This window comes from Kutzneria kofuensis (assembly GCF_014203355.1).
GTDB lineage: Bacteria > Actinomycetota > Actinomycetes > Mycobacteriales > Pseudonocardiaceae > Kutzneria > Kutzneria kofuensis.
Window position 1 is genome coordinate 3,080,439 of sequence record NZ_JACHIR010000001.1, and the last position, 15,113, is coordinate 3,095,551.

The 15,113-nt window shown below is 70.9% G+C and carries 18 protein-coding genes; 8 read left to right on the forward strand and 10 right to left on the reverse strand.

Annotation, left to right across the window (positions count from 1 at the left end; all coding sequences use genetic code 11):
- Positions 1 to 39 precede the first annotated feature (39 nt).
- Together BJ998_RS13915 and BJ998_RS13920 are read left to right on the forward strand one after the other, a co-directional pair.
- Positions 40 to 795: a TetR/AcrR family transcriptional regulator gene (locus BJ998_RS13915; protein ID WP_184861836.1), complete on the forward strand. Its 756-nt coding sequence runs from the start codon at positions 40 to 42 to the stop codon at positions 793 to 795.
- Entirely contained in the window at positions 773 to 1,087 is a 315-nt protein-coding gene (locus BJ998_RS13920) for a DUF4873 domain-containing protein (protein ID WP_184861838.1), read from the forward strand. Before BJ998_RS13915 ends, BJ998_RS13920 begins: the two co-directional genes overlap by 23 nt.
- A gap of 57 nt (positions 1,088 to 1,144) precedes the next feature.
- On the opposite strand, the gene BJ998_RS47460 is transcribed toward BJ998_RS13920, so the two are convergent.
- A complete protein-coding gene (locus BJ998_RS47460; protein ID WP_184861840.1) occupies positions 1,145 to 1,366 on the reverse strand; it encodes a DUF3107 domain-containing protein in 222 nt (73 codons plus the stop codon).
- Positions 1,367 to 1,636: 270 nt separating this feature from the next.
- Positions 1,637 to 2,293, reverse strand: coding sequence for a ferritin-like fold-containing protein (locus BJ998_RS13930; RefSeq protein WP_184861842.1), 657 nt, complete (start codon positions 2,291 to 2,293; stop codon positions 1,637 to 1,639).
- A 319-nt stretch (positions 2,294 to 2,612) separates the two neighbouring features.
- Here BJ998_RS13930 and BJ998_RS13935 point away from each other — a divergent pair, with 319 nt between their 5' ends.
- Genes BJ998_RS13935 through BJ998_RS13945 form a run of 3 tightly spaced genes read left to right on the forward strand, consistent with a single transcriptional unit; the run spans position 2,613 to position 6,573 of the window.
- Positions 2,613 to 4,253: a DEAD/DEAH box helicase gene (locus BJ998_RS13935; RefSeq protein ID WP_312890551.1), complete on the forward strand. Its 1,641-nt coding sequence runs from the start codon at positions 2,613 to 2,615 to the stop codon at positions 4,251 to 4,253.
- A 5-nt stretch (positions 4,254 to 4,258) separates the two neighbouring features.
- Positions 4,259 to 5,641: an Rv3212 family protein gene (locus BJ998_RS13940; RefSeq protein ID WP_184861845.1), complete on the forward strand. Its 1,383-nt coding sequence runs from the start codon at positions 4,259 to 4,261 to the stop codon at positions 5,639 to 5,641.
- Positions 5,642 to 5,685: 44 nt separating this feature from the next.
- Positions 5,686 to 6,573 (forward strand): alpha/beta fold hydrolase, encoded by an 888-nt coding sequence (locus BJ998_RS13945; RefSeq protein ID WP_184861847.1) that lies wholly within the window; start codon positions 5,686 to 5,688, stop codon positions 6,571 to 6,573.
- 1 nt (position 6,574) lies between these two features.
- Here the strand turns inward: BJ998_RS13945 and BJ998_RS13950 are convergent, their stop codons facing one another.
- From BJ998_RS13950 to BJ998_RS13975, 6 genes are all read right to left on the reverse strand, one after another.
- On the reverse strand, positions 6,575 to 6,883 hold the full coding sequence (locus tag BJ998_RS13950; RefSeq protein ID WP_184861849.1) for a hypothetical protein: 309 nt from the start codon (positions 6,881 to 6,883) through the stop codon (positions 6,575 to 6,577).
- A 23-nt stretch (positions 6,884 to 6,906) separates the two neighbouring features.
- A complete protein-coding gene (locus BJ998_RS13955; RefSeq protein ID WP_184868646.1) occupies positions 6,907 to 7,713 on the reverse strand; it encodes a RecB family exonuclease in 807 nt (268 codons plus the stop codon).
- A gap of 46 nt (positions 7,714 to 7,759) precedes the next feature.
- Positions 7,760 to 8,377, reverse strand: coding sequence for a MarC family protein (locus BJ998_RS13960; RefSeq protein WP_312890101.1), 618 nt, complete (start codon positions 8,375 to 8,377; stop codon positions 7,760 to 7,762).
- Positions 8,374 to 9,234 (reverse strand): PHP domain-containing protein, encoded by an 861-nt coding sequence (locus tag BJ998_RS13965; protein ID WP_184861851.1) that lies wholly within the window; start codon positions 9,232 to 9,234, stop codon positions 8,374 to 8,376. Before BJ998_RS13965 ends, BJ998_RS13960 begins: the two co-directional genes overlap by 4 nt.
- A 232-nt stretch (positions 9,235 to 9,466) precedes the next feature.
- Positions 9,467 to 10,027, reverse strand: a complete 561-nt coding sequence (locus BJ998_RS13970; protein ID WP_184861853.1) for a PH domain-containing protein — start codon at positions 10,025 to 10,027, stop codon at positions 9,467 to 9,469.
- Between the two features lie 27 nt (positions 10,028 to 10,054).
- Positions 10,055 to 10,213 (reverse strand): hypothetical protein, encoded by a 159-nt coding sequence (locus tag BJ998_RS13975; protein WP_184861855.1) that lies wholly within the window; start codon positions 10,211 to 10,213, stop codon positions 10,055 to 10,057.
- 146 nt (positions 10,214 to 10,359) lie between these two features.
- On the opposite strand from BJ998_RS13975, the gene BJ998_RS13980 reads away from it, so the two are divergent.
- Positions 10,360 to 10,782, forward strand: coding sequence for an NUDIX hydrolase (locus BJ998_RS13980; protein ID WP_184861857.1), 423 nt, complete (start codon positions 10,360 to 10,362; stop codon positions 10,780 to 10,782).
- Between the two features lie 91 nt (positions 10,783 to 10,873).
- Here the strand turns inward: BJ998_RS13980 and BJ998_RS13985 are convergent, their stop codons facing one another.
- Together BJ998_RS13985 and BJ998_RS13990 are read right to left on the reverse strand one after the other, a co-directional pair.
- A complete protein-coding gene (locus BJ998_RS13985) occupies positions 10,874 to 11,944 on the reverse strand; it encodes a DUF2332 domain-containing protein (RefSeq protein WP_184861859.1) in 1,071 nt (356 codons plus the stop codon).
- 4 nt (positions 11,945 to 11,948) lie between these two features.
- Positions 11,949 to 12,452 (reverse strand): MaoC family dehydratase, encoded by a 504-nt coding sequence (locus tag BJ998_RS13990; RefSeq protein ID WP_043730176.1) that lies wholly within the window; start codon positions 12,450 to 12,452, stop codon positions 11,949 to 11,951.
- A gap of 251 nt (positions 12,453 to 12,703) precedes the next feature.
- On the opposite strand from BJ998_RS13990, the gene corA reads away from it, so the two are divergent.
- Together corA and BJ998_RS14000 are read left to right on the forward strand one after the other, a co-directional pair.
- A complete protein-coding gene (gene corA, locus BJ998_RS13995; RefSeq protein ID WP_184861861.1) occupies positions 12,704 to 13,789 on the forward strand; it encodes a magnesium/cobalt transporter CorA in 1,086 nt (361 codons plus the stop codon).
- 267 nt (positions 13,790 to 14,056) lie between these two features.
- The gene (locus BJ998_RS14000) at positions 14,057 to 15,046 is read left to right on the forward strand and encodes a hypothetical protein (RefSeq protein WP_184861863.1); all 990 of its coding nucleotides are present in this window, start codon (positions 14,057 to 14,059) and stop codon (positions 15,044 to 15,046) included.
- Positions 15,047 to 15,113 lie beyond the last annotated feature (67 nt).

The following is a 15,113-nucleotide window of genomic DNA, read 5'->3' on the forward strand; positions in this document are numbered from 1 at the left end:
GTTACCGGAAGTAACGGTAACTCTGGTAGCGTGGGTCACATGGGTCGAGCTGTCAAGAGGTCGCCGGACGGTGGGGACGCACGCCGCGAGCGGTGGCGGGCGCACCGCGAGGCCCGGCGCGAGGAGTTCGTGGACGCCACCATCCGGGCGCTGACCAAGCACGGCCCCGAGGTCGGCATGGACGAGATCGCGGCCGAGGCCGGCGTGACCAAGCCGGTGCTCTACCGGCACTTCGCCGACAAGTCCGACCTGTACCTGGCCGTCGGGCAGCGGGGCACCGACCTGCTGATGAACCGGCTCAAACCGGCGCTGGTCGACGAGGGCACGCCGTACGAGCGGATCTACCGCGCGGTGGACTCCTACCTGGCCACCATCGAGGAGTTCCCCGAGCTGTACCACTTCGTGGTGCGGCGGTCGTTCACCGACAAGCCGGTCGAGACCGACATCGCCACCGAGGACAAGCGGATCATCGCCAACACGCTGGCCCGGCTGCTCGGCGACTACCTGCGGGCGTTCGACATGGACTCCGGCGGCGCCGAGCCGTGGGCGCACGCGGCCGTCGGCATGGTGCAGAGCGCGGGCGACTGGTGGCTGGAGCGGCAGTCGATGACCAGGCAGAGCCTGAGCGACTACCTCACCAAGATCATCTGGTTCGCGGTGGACGGCCTGCTCCGCTCCGGCGGCATCACCATCGACCCGCAGGTGCCGCTGAGCCTGCAACCGAACCCGCCGCTGCGCCTCGTGCAGCCCAAGACGCCGGAGGAGACCGGGGATGACCGACGAGCACGCGGATGAGGGCTACACCGGCGACGCCGTGCTCCTGGACGGCGACCGCGAGGTGAAGGTCCGCGCGGTACTGCGCGGCTACTTCCAGCCCATCGACGGCCGCTACCACTGGTACGGCCGCCTCGACGCCGACCAGGCGGTGACCGACCTGGTCGAGGGCGGGCGACGGGAGCTGCTGCTGCGCACGCCCGAGGGCGAGGCGACGGCGACGCTGTCCGACCCGGACCCGTGGCAGCGTTACCGCGTCACCGGCACGTCCAGGCCGCCGTTCGCGGTGGAGACGGTCCCCGCGGGCGACTGAGACACGACAACGGCCCGGCCGGCAGTGATGCCGACCGGGCCGTACGCCGTTGTCGACCTAGGCGAAGCCGACCTTGCGCGAGTCGGACGCGCCGATCTCGACGTAGGAGATCCGCGCCGACGGGATGACGAAGCGGCGGCCCTTGTCGTCGGACAGCGTCAGCACCGGCTGCTTGCCGTCCAGCGCGCCGGCGACGAGCGCCTCGACCTCGTCCGGCGACAGGTCGCTGTTGACGAGGAGCTCCCGGGGGCTCTCGACGACGCCGATCTTGATCTCCACGCTGACCTCCGGATCCGTGCATGCTCTCGTCGACCAGGCTAGTAGAGCCGGCGACACCCCCGCCGCACCGACCCATCCGCCCACGGCGAAATGTGGCAGGACCGGCAACCGCGCGAGGCCGCGCCGGTGCTTCGCACGGTTGCTGGATTTCGATCGCCGCCACCCGACGCAACCCACGACCGAGCCGATGCGGCGTTCGAAATCCAGCAAGGGCGAGGCACCGGTCACGAGCGGCCTCGCCCCGCGCGGAACGCGCGGCAAAGACACTGTTCAGCCGAGGCCGAGGGCGGACATGCGCTTGGTGTGGGACTGCTGGAGGCGCCGGAACAGGGCGCCGATGCCGGCCAGGTCGCCGGAGCCGCGGATGATCAGCTCGGCCAGCTCGTCCCGCTCCGCCGCCACGTGCTGGGCCTGGGTGAGGGCCTCGCCCAACAGCCGCCGGCCCCACAGGGTGAGCCGGTCGCGCACCTTGCGGTCGTCCTCGCAGGCGGCCTTGACCTCGCGCTCGGCGAACGCGGAGTGCCCGGTGTCGGCGAGCACCTCCAGCACCAGCTTCTGCGTCGGCTCGTCCAGCCAGCCGGCGACCTCGCGGTAGAAGTCGGCGGCCAGCCCGTCGCCGACGTAGGCCTTGACCAGTGATTCGTGCCACGATCGCGGCGCGGTCGACGCGTTGAAGGCGTCGAAGGCGGCCGCGAACGGCGCCATCGCGTCCGCGACGGCCACGCCGTGCTCCCCCAGGTACCGCTCGAGCAGCTGGTAGTGGCCGATCTCGGCGGCCGCCATGCTCGACAGCGCCGCCCGCCCCGCCAGCGTCGGCGCGCTGCGGGCGTCCTCGGCGAGCCGGTCGAACGCCGACAGCTCGCCGTATGCCAACACCCCCAACAGATCCGCGACGCCGTCAGCCAGAACCTCGTCCGCCTCGCTCATGTCCGCAGAGCGTAGCCGCCGCCGAACGAGCCAAAACCACGTCCGGGCAGGTAGACTCCGGGGCTGACGCCTGGTAATGGCGGCGGCGCGACCTGGGCAGCCCCCACGAGTCCCACTGCTGGACCGGGCTGAACGAGCACGGCGGCCGGATGAGCCGCCATGCGGAACAGGGTGCGCGCACGACACCTCGTCGTCGCTCCCGCGGCCCGCCGGGCGACAGCCGTCCCGGGCGTGGTCGAGCGGCCAAGCCAGGCCGGTGCGCGCTGGTACGAGAGAGGCGATCACTCTGACCGTCAGCAACAACACCCGGCTGGACCCGGTGACGCTGGAGCACAGCGAGGCCGGCCTGCCCGAGGTCGACACGTCCCATCCGCTCACCGCCGGCGCGCCCGTGCGCACCGAGGCGCCGACCTTCACCGAGCTCGGTGTGCGCGAGGAGATCGTGCGCGCACTGGCCGAGGCCGGCATCGAACGCACGTTCGCCATCCAGGAGTTGACCCTGCCGATCGCGCTCGCCGGTGACGACGTCATCGGCCAGGCGCGCACCGGCACCGGCAAGACCCTGGGCTTCGGCGTGCCGCTGCTCCAGCGCATCGTCACGCCGGCCGACGGCGTGCCGCAGGCGCTGGTCGTGGTGCCGACCCGCGAGCTGTGCCTGCAGGTCACGCACGACATCACCGACGCCGGCAAGCACCTCGGCGTGCGGGTCGAGGCCATCTACGGCGGCCGCCCGTACGAGCCGCAGATCGCCGCCCTGCGCAAGGGCGTCGACGTGGTGGTCGGCACGCCCGGCCGGCTGCTGGACCTGGCCGAGCAGCGCCACCTGGTGCTGGGCAAGGTCCGCAACCTGGTGCTGGACGAGGCCGACGAGATGCTCGACCTGGGCTTCCTGCCCGACATCGAGCGCATCCTGCGGATGGTGCCCGAGCAGCGGCAGACGATGCTGTTCTCGGCGACGATGCCCGGCCCGATCATCAAGCTGGCCCGGACCTTCCTGAACCAGCCCACGCACATCCGGGCCGAGGAGAACGACGCCGGCGCGATCCACGAGCGCACCAAGCAGTTCGTCTACCGGGCGCACTCGCTGGACAAGGGCGAGCTGATCGCCCGCGCGCTGCAGGCCCGCGACCGCGGCCTGACGATGATCTTCACGAAGACCAAGCGGACCGCCCAGAAGATCTCCGACGACCTGGTCGAGCGCGGGTTCGCCAGCGCGGCCGTGCACGGCGACCTGGGCCAGGGCGCGCGTGAGCAGGCGCTGCGGGCGTTCCGCTCCGGCAAGGTGGACGTGCTGGTCGCCACCGACGTCGCCGCCCGCGGCATCGACGTCGAAGGTGTGACGCACGTCATCAACTACCAGTGCCCCGAGGACGAGAAGACCTACGTGCACCGGATCGGCCGGACCGGCCGCGCGGGCCGCGAGGGCGTGGCCATCACGCTGGTCGACTGGGACGAGGAAACACGCTGGAAGAGCATCTCCGACGCGCTCGGCCTGGACATCCCGGAGCCGGTGGAGACCTACTCCACCTCCGACCACCTGTTCACCGACCTGGACATCCCGACCGACACGACCGGCCGGCTGCCGATGAGCCAGCGCACCCGCGCCGGGTTGTCCGCCGAGGTCGAGGAGGACCTGTCCGGCGGCAAGAAGACCCGTAACCGTCGCCGCAGCGGTCGCGGTGGCGCGTCGGCGTCCACGTCGTCCCGCCCGGCCGGGCAGAGCCAGGCCAGCGGTGACGGCGAGCAGGGCGAGACGAAGCCGCGCCGCACGCGCACGCGCCGCCGTGCCGGCGTGGAGCAGGGCGAGGCCGCGCCGGCCGACGAGGCGCAGAGCAGCGCGAACGAGGACGCTCCCAAGGCGGACCGGCCGCGCCGGGTGCGCCGCCGACGCCGTTCGGGCGTCGAGGTGAGCGCGGGCGAGCAGGCCAACACGGGCGACACGGAGCGTTCGGCAGACTAGGGCCCGTGGAGAGCCCCGAGGAGAGCGCCCCCGTGGCCGCCGAGGTCGACGAAGACGTGCTCGACGAGTCCGCCGAGCACGTCCCGCCGCCCGCGCCCGTGGGCCCGCGCACGCGGTTCCGACGCAAGCGCGACTACGCCGTGGTCGTGCTGATCGTGCTGCTGGTCGCCGGTGTCGCCACGGTCTGGTGGCGGGGCAGCGACGCGGCCGCGACGGTGTCGGTGACCGGCTCCAGCAACGTCACCGTGCCGCCGAAGCCGGCGGCGGTGCCGGCCGAGTTCAAGCAGCTGTGGCAGGCCCGCAGCGGCGCGACGCCGGACCCGGTGGTGGTCGGCCCGACCGTCGTCACGGGCGACAAGCACACGGTGACCGGGCACGACCCGGTCACCGGCGCGACCCGGTGGAGCTACGACCGCGGCAACCTCGACCTGTGCACGGTCACCGCGGCCTGGGGCAAGGCGCTCACCGTCTACCACAAGACGCACAACTGCAGCGAGGTCACCGAGCTGGACGGGGTGACCGGCAAGCGGGGCGCGCAGCGCAACGGCGACGCCGAGCTGAACACCCAGCTCATGTACGACGGCACGTACGTCTCCACCAGCGGCACCAAGCTGATCGACACGTGGCGGTCCGACCTGGTGCAGACCCAGCAGTACGGCACCGTGACCGCGATGGTCAACCACGACAAGCAGCCCCGGCTGAACTGCGTGTACAGCTCGGAGCTGTCGGGGCCGAACCTGCTGGCCGTGCTGGAGCGCTGCCCGGACGAGCAGTTCAACCGGCTGACCGTGCTGCGCCCGGGCGGCACCGAGGGCGACGGCGAGAAGCCGAACGTGGTGTTCAGCGTGCAGGTGCCCGGCGACGGCGGCCGCATCGTGGCGCTCACGGACCAGCGGGCGGCGGTCGCGCTGCCCAACCCGAGCCGGCTGGTGATCTGGAACAGCACCGGTTCCCAGGTGGAGACGGTGCCGCTGGAGGGCATGGACCTGTCCGCGACCCCGAACTCGCTGGTCCAGCCGGCGGTGGCGTTCACCTGCATCCAGACGCCCGACCAGACCGGCGCCTGCGAGCCGAACAGCTGGACCACCACCAACTCCATCGGCGCGCGGGTCGTCACCTGGTTCACCGGCACCAAGACGATCGCGCTGTCCGGGTCCACCCTTGATCCACTGTGGACCGTGGACGGCTCGTTCGGCCCCGGAACGGTCTACGCCGACCGGATCCTGGTGCCCGTCCCGGGCGGACTGGCCGTTGTGGACCCGGCCAACGGCAACCGCGGCCCGGACGTGAAGGTGGACCGCAAGGGCTACCAAGGGCAGGTGCGGCTGGCCACGCTCGGCGACGTGCTGCTGGAGCAGCGTGGCGACACTCTCGTCGCCATGCGCTGATCCGGTACTACACGCTGCGTGCGGGGTGAGGCAGACTCCCAGCCATGAGCGCCGCGTCCCAGCTGACCCCCAACCGCGCCGGCCGGGTGGACCTGCCCGGCCGCTACGGCCCGATCGCCGCGCTGAGGGCCCCCGCCGCCGGCACGGATCTCGGCGCGACGGCGCTGCTGGTGCCCGGCTACACCGGGTCCAAGGAGGACTTCGCACCGCTGGTCGACCCGATCGCCGACGCCGGCATCGAGGTGCTGGCGATCGACCTGCCCGGCCAGTACGAGTCGCCGGGGCCGGACCAGGAGTCGGCGTACCGGCCGTCCGCGCTGGGCACGGTGCTGGCCGACCTGGTGGCCAAGATCGCCGCCGACGGCCGGCGGGTGCTGCTGCTCGGCCACTCCTACGGCGGCCTGGTGGTGCGGGCGGCGGTGCTGGCCCACGCTCCCGTCACCGGTCTGACGCTGATGGACTCCGGCCCGGCGGAGCTGCCGCCCGGTGACCGCCGTAGCGCCCTGGACGCCGGCGAGACGGTGCTGCGGGAGCACGGCATCGAGGCGGCCCACCAGGTGTTGGAGTCCCGTGCCGCGGAGGACCCGGCCTGGGCGGAGACGCCGATCGAGCTGAGGGAGTTCAAGCGCACGCGGTTCCTGCGCTCGGCCCCGGCCGGCCTGCTGGGTATGGCCGACGGCCTGCGTTACGAGCCGGACCTGGTGACCAAGCTGGCCGCCGCCCTGCGCACCGCCGGCGCGTCCGCGCTGGTGATCTGCGGCGAGCAGGACGACGCGTGGTCGGTGGCCTCGCAGCGGGACATGGCCGACCGGCTCGACGCCGACTTCGCCGTGGTCGTCGGGGCCAAGCACTCCCCCAACACGGAAAACCCGGACGGCCTGCTCGGCACGATCCTGCCGACCTGGCGCGCCTGGCTCGCCGACGCCGTCTGACTCAGGACCACCAGAACAGCCACAGGGTGACGGCGGCGTCGACGAGCACGGCCATTGAGGCCAGCGCGGAGACGACGCCGGCACGGCGGTCGGCGGCGCGCTGCAGCAGCACGCCGATCGCGGCGGCGAGCGCGTGACCGCCGACCGCGGCCCAGCCGAACCCGGGATATCCCTGTAGCTGGAAGAAGATCTGCGACCCCAGCACGACGAGCAGCAGGATCACCAGGCACGCGGCAACCGCGCCGCTGGCGCCGCGCAGGACGCTGCGCCGCGGCGTCGCCTTCTCGGGCTCGGTCATCGTCTCGGTCACGTCACCTCCTGAAGTACCCGTGGCTACGGCGCGAGCATCGACCACGGCTCGAGTTCCTCGGCCACCGCGGAGCCCTCGGGGCAGCTCCGCCGGAAGTCGCACCACGAGCACTGCCGGCCCGGCCGCGGTGGGAACAGGATGTCGGGGTCGCCGCCCGCGGCCAACGTGTCGCCGGCCACCGTGAGTTCGTCGGCGCTCTCCTCGGCGCGGGCCACGTGCCGGGCGAGCGAGTCGTCGGTGTGCTCCCATGCTGCCACCGACCGCGTCGGCAGGTGGTGAAGCTCCACCCGATGGCATGGTTTGCGCAACGTCCGCCGGGCCGCGATCGCATACAGGGCAAGGGCTTGCGAGCCGCGGGCGTCGTCGGTGGTGAGGGCGTGCCGGCCGGTCTTGTAGTCGACGATGACCAGTTCGCCGTCCCGCACGTCGATCCGGTCGACCCGGCCCTCGGCGATGATTCGCCCGGCCGGCGCGGAAACCCAGCGCTCCAGGCCGATCGGGTCGTCGCTGACGTCGGTGTCCTCGACGTAGTGCGCGACCCAGTCCCGGGCCCGGTCCCGGTATTCGGCCTGCTGGTCGACGTCGCGGAAGCCGTCACCCTTCCAGTTGCGGGTGACCAGCGCGGCCGCCTGTTCGGGGGTGCGCCGATCGACCGGTAGGTCGAAGAAGGCGCGCAAGGCGTTGTGCACCACCGCGCCCAGCGTGTTGTGCGCCCACGCGCCGGCCCGCGGCGGCATGGGCCGGTCGAGGTAGTTCATCCGGTAGCGGCGTCGGCAGTCCGTCCAGGTGGCGAGCTTGGCGGGCGTGACGCGCACCAGTTTGGGCGGCATGCTCTCGAACAGTCCGAGCTGATCTGGCACCGATCCACCGTAGCGGTCACGCCGCGCCCGTGATGAACCCCTTCACCGACTCGGCCACCAGCTGCACGGCGATCGCGGCCAGCAGCAGGCCGGCGATCTTGGCCACGAGCACGATGCCGCTGTCCTTGATCAGCCGGATGACCAGGCCGGAGTAGCGCAGCACCAGGTAGTTGATCAGGTGCACGGTCAGGATCGCCGCGGCCAGCGCCAGATAGCTGGCGACCTGCCCGTTGGCCTGCCGGACGAACACGATCGTCGCCGCGATCGCGCCGGGGCCGGCCAGCAGCGGCGTGCCCAGCGGCACCAGCGCGATGTTGACGTCCTCGACGGCCTCCGGCTGGGTGGTGCCCTTGCCCGTCAACAGGTCCAGCGCGATCAGCAACAGCAGCAGCCCGCCCGCGCCCTGCAGCGCCGGGATGCCGATGCCGAGGTAGGACAGGATCGCCTCGCCGCCGATGGCGAACGCCGAGATCACGCCCAGCGAGACCAGCACGCCCTGCCGGGCCGCCTTGTTGCGGGACTCGCGGCTGCGCCGGCCGACCAGGCTCAGGAACACCGGGATGTTGCCGGTGGGGTCCATGATCACGGTCAGCGTGATGGTCGCCGTGAGGTACAGCGTGACGTTGAAGATCACCCGATGACCACCTGGCTCCCGCTCGCCTTGTCGACCAGCGCGTCCAGCATCTCCGGCGCGGTCGTCTCCTGACCGAGCCTGACGACCTTGTTGGTGCCGTGGTAGTCGCTCGACCCGGTGACGACCAGCGACAGGTCGGCGGCCAGCGCCCGCAGCCGGGCCCGGGTCGGCTCGTCGTGGTCGGGATGGTCGACCTCGACGCCGGACAGGCCGCGGTCGGCCAGGTCGGCGATCACCTCGGCCGTCACGATCGGGCCCCTCGAGCGGGCGAACGGGTGCGCCAGCACGGTCACGCCACCGGCGTCGGCGATCATGTCGATCGCCGTCTCGACCGGGGTGTCCGTGCGGGGCATGTGGTAACTGCTGCCGGTGGCCAGGTACTTGGCGAACGCCTCGTCCACGGTCCGCACGACACCGGCCCGGATCAGCGCGCGGGCCAGGTGCGGCCGGCCGCCGGGCGAGTCGGCGGGCAGCCGGCCCATCACGTCGTCGGCGTCGACCGGGAAGCCGTCGGCCGCCATCCGCTCCGCCATCCGCCGCAGCCGGTCCCGGCGCTCCGCCCGCAGCCGGCTCTGCTCGGCCTTGAGCGCCGGCGACTCCGGGTCGAACAGGTAGGCCAGCAGGTGCACGGTCACGTGCCCGCCGACGCCGTCCGGTGACTTGCAGGACAGTTCGGCGCCGGGGACGAGCCGCATGCCCGGCGACACCGCCGCCGCGGCCTCCGCCCAGCCGGCGGTCGTGTCGTGGTCGGTGATGGCCACGGCATCGAGGCCGGCGGCGGCCGCGGCCGCCATCAGTTCGGCAGGAGAGTCCGTCCCGTCGGAACGGGACGTGTGAGCATGCAGGTCGATAACCACCCGGACAGTCTCGCCGACATCGCGACAACCGCGAAATCAGTGATGGGCCGGCGTGACCTGGGCCAATGAGACAGCCGATCGCGAGGCCCCGCCGATGCTTGGCCCGGTTGGCGCGTTTCGAGCGCCGCCGCACCACGCGCCCCACCACTCAGCCGACGCGGCGCTCGAAACGCGCCAAGGGCCAGGCATCGGCCCCCGAAGGGGCCGAGCCCCGCGCGGAACGCGCGGCGTGTTACGGCACCATCTTCTTGCCGCGGGCGGCCCGCTGCGCCTTGATCATGGAGAAGCGCTCGGCCTGCGCCTTCTTGTCACCGAAGACCAGCTCGGAGATGGCGTCGTAGACCTCCTCCGGGCGAGGCAGGTACTCGATCTTGTTGAGTGCCTGGATCTGGCCCGCCGACTCCACGATGAGCGTGCCGTAGCCGAACATCCGCCCACCGAGACTGCGCTCGTAGGTGAGGTCGGTGACCTTGGTGACCGGCATCATCGCCACCTTGGTCACGAAGACGCCGCTGGTGATCATGAACCGTTTGTCGGTCACCACGATCCGCTCCACCCACCACTCGATGACGAAGTAGGCGAACCGCAGCAGCACCAGCAGCGCCGCGTACCACAGGATGTTCTGCACGACCGCCGCGTCCGACGGCAGCAGGTGCGAGATCAGGACGGCGCCGGTGAGCAGCGCCGCCGCCTCGAAGATGTCCCAGAGCAGTGTGGCCCAGTGCCGACGCACCCGGATGACCCTGCGCTCGGTCCCGAGCAGGTACTCGTCTGGATCCCTGGGTGCGAACACGTAGGCGTTCTCCCCTCCCGCCGGGTGCTAGAACAGGTTCTGCACGAAACTGATCAGCGCCTCGGCCCCACCACGAAGTGTGCCAAGGACATTGTGCACCAGGGTAGCGGCCTGTGCGGGAGCGCTCACCAGGAAAAAGAGCACCAACGCAACGCCGGCCCAGATCAGGATCTTCTTCAGGTTCACGGCGACCAACCCCGTCCAAGTACTTTCCGCAGCCTTCACACCCTCGCTGCAAGGTTGTACCGCACCGAGGTTCGCTTCGGGAGGTTTGTACTGCGCTCGGGTCAGCGCTGGCCGCACAGAGCGGAAAGTCGCTACGCTCCGTGTTCATGGTCTCGGACGACGCTCAGCGTACTCGCTGCGTTGGCGGAATCGCACACGACTCGCGCGGCCGACTTTTGCTCGTTAAGCGCGGCAAACCGCCAGGTCAGGGCTTGTGGTCGATTCCGGGCGGCCGAGTGGAGCAGGGCGAGTCGGACGAGCGGGCGGTCGAGCGCGAGCTACTGGAGGAAACCGGACTCAGAGTTATCGTCGGTCACCTGATCGGATCGGTGGTCCGTCCGGCCCCCGTGGGCGTTTTTGACATCAGTGACTACTCCTGCCAGGCAATAGGCGGCGCGCTGCGACCCGGTGACGACGCGGCCGACGCCGCCTGGGTGGACGCCGAGACCTTCGCCACACTCGAACGCCGCAATCTCCTCACGGAGGGTCTCGTCGAGGCTCTGACCTCGTGGAACGTCCTACCTAGATGATCACTGCTTGATCGACTGCACGAGGGTGTGCACCAACCCCGAGAACTGCCCGAAAGCACCAACATCCACTACCGCGATCACGCTGCGGGTGTCACCCGGTGGGTGGCAACCACTCCAGCCGCTGCCCGTGTCGCCCCGTCCGGGCGAGCGCCTGGGCCTGGGGATGCCCGTCCGACCAACGGACCAAACCGAGCACGCCCTCCCCCGGTTCACCCGGAAGATCATCCCGGCCGGGCATCAGCACGTGCAGCGCCGAGTCGTACGGCTCGTCGCTGGCCCACCACAGCGGCCGGCCCGCGGCCAGCTTGCCGAGCGCCGCCACGTAGTCGCCGGCCCGCTCCCCCAGCCGCAGCCCGCTGTTCACCACGACCAGCGGCAGCTCCTCGGGCAGCCGCCCGGCGGCCTCGGCCAGCCCGTCCACGGGATCGCCCGCGACCAGCTCCGGCGCCTCCTTGGCCAGCATCGTGGCGGCCACGCCCAGCCAGCGCACCCGCTCCGGCTGGTCGGCCCACACGCACGCCTCCAGCCAGGCGAACTCGTCCGGGTCGTCGGCGTCCACCGGAGCCCGGTCCAGGCCGACCTTCGCCTTGACGGCGAGCTTCTTCGGCAGCGCGGGCGGGTCGCCGCCGAGCACGCAGTGCAGGCCGAGCGGCGTCTTGGCCGGGCCGGCGACGAACTGCCCGGCGGCGCCGGTCTGATAGCGGTAGCCGAACTTGTCCATCAGCAGCAGGAAGCCGGCGCACGAACCGACCGTCAGCAGCGCGACGGGCCCACGGGCCTGCTTGGCCGCCAGCGCCACCGCCGGGTACAGCAAGGCCGCCTTGCGTACGTCATCCGTGCGCAGGGAGCGGTTCGCCACCAACTCCCGCACCCGATCGGCCCGCTCCAGCACGAACTGCCGCCACAGCGGCCACGTGCCGTCGTCCGGGCCGGAGGCGCCGCCGAGGGTGGCGTAGTAGGCCGACAGCGGATGGATCGGGTCGGCCTGCACCAGCCGGTGCGCCGCAGCGAACAGCAGCTCCGGGTCGCGGTCGCCGAGCAGCCCCGCCACCTCGGCGTCCTCGGCCGCCCGCCCGGCCAGCAGCTGGTAGAGCGGGGACACCGCGGCGGCGTCCCCGTCGGCGAACTCACGCAGCCGGGCCGCTGCCCGCTCGGCGCTCACGGCGTCAGAGCTTCGGCTCGGGGCGGCCGGGCTGCTCGCCGCCGCGACTGTCGCCGTAGGAGCGCTTGGGCACCATCACCTTGCGCCGGTACACGCACACCACCGTCCCGTCCTGCTTGTAGCCGCGGGTCTCCACGTACACGATGCCGCGGTCGTCCTTGGACTTCGACGGAGTCTTGTCCAGCACCTCGGACTCGCCGTAGATGGTGTCGCCGTGGAAGGTCGGCGCGATGTGCCGCAGCGACTCGACCTCCAGGTTGGCGATCGCCTTGCCGGAGATGTCCGGCACCGACATGCCCAGCAGCAGCGAGTAGATGTAGTTGCCCACCACCACGTTCTTGCCGAAGTCGGTGGTCTCGCCCGCGTAGTGGGCGTCCATGTGCAGCGGGTGGTGGTTCATGGTCAGCAGGCAGAACAGGTGATCGTCGTACTCCGTGACCGTTTTGCCCGGCCAGTGCTTGTAGACCGCGCCGACCTCGAACTCCTCGAAATAACGCCCGAACTGCACGTCCACCTCCAGGTGTGGCCCGGACCTCGGCGGCCGGGGACGACAGTGTGGCCCCGCGAGGAGTAGTCTCTGCAACGGTGTGTGAGCGACTCCACCGCCGCACCGTCGACCTTAGGAGGTGAGGGACGCCAGATGTCCAGTGCCAGTAGTAGGTACCGCGTCCCCACCGACCAGGTTCAGTCTTTCGTGTAACGGCCTGGCCCGGCCCGGACGCGTTCGCCCTGGTTGAACCGTCCATCCCTGGAGGCCGTATGCCCAGCCTGCCCTCGTTCAGCGGTCTGCGCGGACGGTCCGCCCGCACCAACGGGCGGGTCGCGCCGCCCGTCCCCGTGCCCCTGTCGGCGTACGTCGTGGACTGCGGCGTGTACCTCGACGGAAAGCGCCTGCCCGGGCGCTGGACGCACACCGACGCGGTGCGCGAGGTGCGCAAGCGGCGCGAGGGTTTCGTCTGGATCGGCCTGTACGAGCCGGACGAGGAGCAGATCCAGGGCGTGGCCGAGACCTTCGGGCTGCACGAGCTGGCCGTGGAGGACGCGGTGCAGGCGCACCAGCGGCCCAAGCTGGAGCGCTACGACGACACGCTGTTCATGGTGCTCAAGACGGTGCACTACATCGAGCACGACTCCCCGGACACGGCCAACGAGATCGTCGAGACCGGCGAGCTGATGGTGTTCCTGGGCAAGGACTTCGTGGTCACCGTGCGGCACGGCAAGCACGCCGGCGTCGGCACGTTGCGCCGGCAGCTGGAGGCCGATCCGGAGCGGCTGGCCATGGGCCCGGCCGCGGTGCTGCACGCGCTCGCGGACATGGCCGTCGACTCCTATCTCGCGGTCACCGAGGCCATCGAGGACGACATCGACGAGATGGAGGCGCGCGTGTTCGCGCCGCGCACCACCGTCGACGCCGAGCAGATCTACCTGATGAAGCGGGAGGTGCTGGAGCTGCGGCGCGCGGTGATGCCGCTCGCGGTGCCGCTGCGCCGGCTGTCCGAGGGCTACATCACGCTGGTGCCCGAGGACGTCCGCTCCTACTTCCGGGACGTCGAGGACCACCTGACCACGGTGTCCGAGCACGTCGCCGGCTTCGACGAACTGCTCACCACGCTGATCGACGCGGCCCTGGCCAAGATCACGCTGCAGCAGAACATGGACATGCGCAAGATCACCGCCTGGGCCGCGATCATCTCGGTGCCGACCATGATCGCCGGCATCTACGGCATGAACTTCGACGACATGCCGGAGCTGCACTGGCGATTCGGCTATCCGATCGTGGTCGGCGTCATCGTGCTCAGTTGTCTGCTGCTCTACCGAATACTCCGCCGCAACCGCTGGCTGTGACCTCACCCATCTGAGCGACCGGAGACCCCGTCATGTCCAAGATCTTGAGCAACCCGCTGTTCTGGGTCCTCACCGCGGTTCTGCTGTGGCTGGCGACCATCACCCTGATCATCGCCCGCCAGGGCTGACCACTTTCCCTTGGCGCTCAACGATTTCCCGCCGGACCGGCGGGAAATAGTCGAGCCGTACTCGGTGCATCCAGCGCGCCGCCGGCACGTCTTCTCTCATGTCGGACCAACCGGGTCCGAACATTGAGGGGGAAACCCGATGCTGCGCAACAAGTTCCGCATGGTCCTGCCGGTCGCGCTCGCCGCCGCCACCGCGGCGCTGACCATGGCCTCGCCCGCACAGGCCGCCGGCGACAACCCCGGTGACATGCAGCTGATCACCTCCGACGGCGTCGACCTCTCGCACACCATCCGCGACTTCTGGGGGAACTGGCAGCAGTTCGGCCACCTCGGTGGGTACACGGCCGTGCACGAGTTGACCTCGACCTACCACTTCGGTGAGGAGAACGCGTTCTTCCTGCACGACAACAACCAGCTGGCGCACCTGATCCGGCACAACAACGGTCAGTGGAACACGCTCGCCTCGGCGCCCGACGGCGCCGGCGTGATCCAGCTCACCAGCACCGACGTCGACGGCCACCTGACGCTGGTCGCGGTGCGCAACGGGACCGTGCAGACGACGCGCGAGAACACCGACGGCACCTGGGCCGCTTGGACGGACGTCCCCACCGATGGCCACGGCGTGGTCGACGTCGCGGCCGTCGCGGAGGGCGGCACGCTCAAGGTTGTCGAACTCGATCAGGACTTCCGCCACATCGGCGAGTTCGAACGCTCCCCGAACGGCACGTGGACGTCCGACGGCTGGACGTGGATCGCCCCTGACTCGGGCATGTCGGCCCTCTCGATCGCCGCGGCCCAGGTCGACAACACGCTGCACGTCGCCGCAGTGGAGACCGACGGCTTCACCAACGCCGTCTACCACACGGTCCGGCCCGACAACGGCCAGTGGCAGACGCTGCCCGGGAACCTCACCGGCCCGATCAGCGACCACACCGCCGGCGCTCCCTGGTATGTCGCCGTCGCGCCGTGGGAAGGCGCACTACAGCTGGTCTACAGCGCGAACAACGGCGACCTGAAGCACACCATTCGCCACACGGACGGCACCTGGCAGAGCTGGGGCTTGGTGCAGGCCGCGGCCGGCAACGTCACCGCCGGTCCGGTGACCATGGCCACCAACCCGCTCGGCTGACGCGGTCCGTGACGCCTGCCGTCCGCCGGCTCGGCCCCGCCGTCCCGGTGGGAAAAAAATGGACCAG

Excerpts from the sequence above, each read along its gene's own strand:
- BJ998_RS13915 (WP_184861836.1), top strand. The coding sequence starts at position 40 with ATGGGTCGAGCTGTCAAGAGGTCGCCGGACGGTGGGGACGCACGCCGC.
- BJ998_RS13980 (WP_184861857.1), top strand. The coding sequence starts at position 10,360 with ATGGTCTCGGACGACGCTCAGCGTACTCGCTGCGTTGGCGGAATCGCA.
- BJ998_RS13945 (WP_184861847.1), top strand. The coding sequence starts at position 5,686 with ATGAGCGCCGCGTCCCAGCTGACCCCCAACCGCGCCGGCCGGGTGGAC.
- BJ998_RS13930 (WP_184861842.1), bottom strand. The coding sequence starts at position 2,293 with ATGAGCGAGGCGGACGAGGTTCTGGCTGACGGCGTCGCGGATCTGTTG.
- BJ998_RS14000 (WP_184861863.1), top strand. The coding sequence starts at position 14,057 with ATGCTGCGCAACAAGTTCCGCATGGTCCTGCCGGTCGCGCTCGCCGCC.
- corA (WP_184861861.1), top strand. The coding sequence starts at position 12,704 with ATGCCCAGCCTGCCCTCGTTCAGCGGTCTGCGCGGACGGTCCGCCCGC.
- BJ998_RS13920 (WP_184861838.1), top strand. The coding sequence starts at position 773 with ATGACCGACGAGCACGCGGATGAGGGCTACACCGGCGACGCCGTGCTC.
- BJ998_RS13955 (WP_184868646.1), bottom strand. The coding sequence starts at position 7,713 with ATGCCGCCCAAACTGGTGCGCGTCACGCCCGCCAAGCTCGCCACCTGG.